A 3,478-nucleotide genomic window follows, 5' to 3' on the forward strand; every position below is an offset into this window, starting at 1 on the left:
CAGCCTCACGTTCACGTCGGCGTAGGTGGCGCCGAAAGCCACTCCCCTCGGGGAGAAGAGCAAATCGTAGCGGCCAAGCCAGCTCTCCGCCGCCCACAGCAGCGCAAGTGCCGACAGCAAAAGGAACAAGTGCGTCCTCGGCCGGCCCCGCAGGCCCTCCCCGCCGCGCCGCCAGTCGAGGATGCCGGCCACCGTGTAGATGAGCCCGCTCAGGCCCACAGAGACCAGTACGGCGGCAAACAGCACGGAGAGGACGAGCCGCACGAGCGGCAGCGTGTAAACGTAAAACGACACGTCCTGGTTCAGGACGGGATCTTGCACACCAAAAGGCTGCCGGTAGAAGAACATGGCCACGTCCATCCACCGGCCTGCCACGCCGAAGCCCAGCAAAACGGCCAGTCCGGCCACCAGTGTCGTGGCCCAGTGCTGAACGCGGGCCCAGGGCCGCGCCAGCAAGCTCTGGGTCAGCTCGGGGCGCAGGTACGCCCGGGCCAGGGCCGGCCGGGCGGCCAGCAGGCTGGCACCCAGGATCAGGAAGCTCAGCAGTGCACCGCCCGCTCCTACGGCGAGCTGCCAGACCCAGGGCGCAATCAGAAGGGAAGGATAACCGAGGGATTCAAACCACATCCAGTCGGTGAGACCGCGGGCGAAAACCAGAGAGGCCACGAGAAGGGCGAGGGCCAGCCAGATGATGCGGCGAATCGTCGAGCGCATGTTCACGGACTCCTATCATTCTTGACGGCACGCAGAGCCGGCCGCTCGGCGCGGTCGGCCAGCTGCCGCAAGCGTTTGGCGGAGAACAGGTAGCGGCGGTTGCAAAATCGGCAGCGCAGTTCCACCGGATCCTGCTCGGAAGCGAGGTCCCGCAGTTCCTGCGCACCCAGCGCCACCAGCCCGGCATCCATCCGTTGGCGGGTGCACGGACAGCGAAACGCCACCGGGGCGGTGGCCAGCACCCGCACGTCGAGGTCCCCGAGCAACCCTTCGATCAGGCCGCGCGCGCTGGCCCCCTGCCCCAGCTCGTCGATGGTGCGGCTAACCGCGGGCGCCTGCCGGAGCCTCCTGGCTACCTCTTCCACCAGTTCGGACGGGGCGCCCGGAAGGGGCGTGACGAGCCACCCGCCGGCCGCCCGGATGGAGCCATCTTCAGAGACCAGTACCCCAAGCGCCACCGAAGCCGGCGTTTGCTCCGAATACGCCAGGTAATACGCCACGTCCTCCGCAATCTCCCCGCTGGCCAGCGGCACCGCCCCGCGGTAGGGCTCCTTCAGGCCCAGGTCTCGCATGACGTAGAGATCGCCCTTTCCCACGGCGCCGGCCACGTCCAGCTTGTGGCGGTCGTTGAGCGGCAGGTGGACGTGAGGGTTCGCGGCGTAGCCCCGCACCTCGAGGCGCGCGGTGGCCTCCGCCACCAGGTGGCGCAGGGGCCCGTCTCCGATGATCTGGAGCATGATGCGTTCGTCGTCCTTCAGGGATGACGCCAGGAGCACCGATGCGGTCATCAGCCGGCCCAGGGCCGCGGCGGCGGTAGGCCACAGGTGGTGACGCCGCCGTGCTTCCTCGATGACCGGCGTGGTGATGCAGGCCGCCGCGCGCAGCTGGCCGCCGGCCACCGTCATGCGCACAAGGTGTCCCTGACGCGCGGTGACCGACCCCGTCTTCCCCTGTTCGCTCATGGACGCGTGGCCTTCGGCGAAGCGAAGAAGTGCTTCGTCACCACACCCCGGCCCGGTCGCCCCTGCGGCACCCCGTTCACTACAAGTTCAACGCCCTCGGCATTGCCGAACCGCACGGAGAGGATCTTGTCGGCGTGCCAGCTCAGCACCTCTCCCGGCTGGGCCGTGCCGGAGAAGACCTCCTTGCCGTCGGCGAACGCTTCGATCCAGCTCCGCTCCACCACCCGGGCCACCACCTCGATCCCCGAGCCCGTGGCTCCCGGCACCCGGGCCGAGCCTCCCGCCGGCGCCTCCCCGCCGGATGGAGTGGCCGCCACCGGTGCTCTCCCGGACACCTCGCGGGGGACTCCCATCCCACCGCCCTGGCCCTCGGCCGGCGCTTTTTCAGAGGGAGCTGCGGGCACCGGCTCTTCAGGCTCGGCCAATTCAGCCGCCTGCTCCTCGGGCAAGGCCGCGACGCGGGGAGCCTCTTCAGGGGAGCCGGCGCCGCCCGGCCCGGCGGGCAGAGTTTCGGCGGAGAGGGGCCTTTCGCTTTGGCGGCGCCGCGGCTCCGTGGCCGACGAGAGCAGCCACGCCCCCACCAAGGCGGCCAGCACCACCATCGTCGTGGCGCCGGCCAGCGTCCGGAACCGCCGCTGAGGCTCCAGAGCCTGCAACAGGGGATCGGGCCTCCACCACGGGCGGGAACGGCCTGCCTGCCGGGCGGCCGGCGCGGCGGCAGCCTGCCTCCCGGTCAGCTGGTCATAAGCGCTCAATACGTCTCCCGGATCGAGCCCGACGGCCTGGGCGTACAGCTTCAGAAAGGCGCGCGCGTAAACCGGCCCCGGAAGGTGGTCGTAGCGGCCCTCTTCCAGGGCCTCGAGAAACGATTGCCGGATCCGCGTCTTCTCCTCGACTGCCTCCAGGCTCAATCCGAGCCGCTCCCGGGCTGCCTGCAGCATGGCCCCCGGCTGGACGGCCGCCCTCGAAGCCGGTTCACCCCGAGGTCGATCCTGCCCCATGGGAACTCCGCTGCCCCTTCCTCGTGCAGCACCTGCCAGGGGATCCCCTCAAGCCGGATGCTCCCGGCGCCTGAACGCCGGCATCACCTCGCGCGGCTTGCTCCCCTGGTAGGGCCCCACAACACCCCGCTGCTCCATCATGTCAATGAGCCGCGCCGCGCGAGCATACCCGATACGGAAACGTCTTTGAAGCATGGAAACCGATGCCTGCCCGGCTTCCACCACCAGCTTCACCGCCTCGTCGTACAAGGCGTCGTCAGCTTCGGCGGCGTCAGCCGATTCCTCACGGGCTTCTTCCTCGAACAGATCGACCTTGTACTGCGGCGGGCCCTGCTCCTTCCAGAAGGCCACCACCTGTTCGATCTCCCGGTCCGTGACCAGGCAGCCCTGGGCGCGCACGGGTTTGGGCTCCCCCAGGGGATGGTACAGCATGTCGCCGCGGCCCAGCAGCCGCTCGGCCCCGCCCGTGTCCAGGATGGTTCGGGAGTCCACCTGGGAGGAGACGGCGAACGCGAGCCGGGACGGGATGTTCGCCTTGATGAGCCCGGTGATGACGTCCGTCGACGGTCGCTGCGTGGCGATGATCAGGTGGATTCCCGCCGCCCGCGCCATCTGAGCCAGCCGGCAGATGCTGTCCTCCACCTCGGCGGCTGCCACCAGCATGAGGTCGGCCAGCTCGTCGATGACCACCACCACGTAGGGAAGCGGCTCCGCCACCCTCCCCTGGGCCGCAAGCTGGTTGTAAGCAGCGAGGTTGCGCGCTCCGACCCGCGCCAGTTGCTGGTAGCGCGCCTCCATCTC

Annotated in this window: 4 protein-coding genes; all 4 read right to left on the reverse strand. The window is 69.5% G+C overall.

The features are described from left to right. Nucleotides 1-714, reverse strand: a 714-nt coding sequence (locus AB1609_18405; GenBank protein ID MEW6048419.1) for a UPF0182 family protein, incomplete at its 3' end; no start/stop codon positions are given. A 2-nt stretch (nt 715-716) separates the two neighbouring features. Then, nucleotides 717-1,676, reverse strand: coding sequence for an Hsp33 family molecular chaperone HslO (gene hslO, locus AB1609_18410; protein MEW6048420.1), 960 nt, complete (start codon nt 1,674-1,676; stop codon nt 717-719). Further along, on the reverse strand, nt 1,673-2,677 hold the full coding sequence (locus AB1609_18415) for a RodZ domain-containing protein (protein ID MEW6048421.1): 1,005 nt from the start codon (nt 2,675-2,677) through the stop codon (nt 1,673-1,675). The genes hslO and AB1609_18415 overlap by 4 nt, the downstream gene beginning before the upstream one ends. A gap of 48 nt (nt 2,678-2,725) precedes the next feature. Beyond that, on the reverse strand, nt 2,726-3,478 hold a 753-nt coding region (locus AB1609_18420; protein ID MEW6048422.1), incomplete at its 5' end, for a DNA translocase FtsK.

The organism is Bacillota bacterium (assembly GCA_040754675.1).
Classification (GTDB): Bacteria; Bacillota; Limnochordia; order Limnochordales; family Geochordaceae; genus Geochorda.

Coding starts and splice junctions, on each gene's coding strand:
- hslO (MEW6048420.1), bottom strand. CDS start 1,676: ATGAGCGAACAGGGGAAGACGGGGTCGGTCACCGCGCGTCAGGGACAC.
- AB1609_18415 (MEW6048421.1), bottom strand. CDS start 2,677: ATGGGGCAGGATCGACCTCGGGGTGAACCGGCTTCGAGGGCGGCCGTC.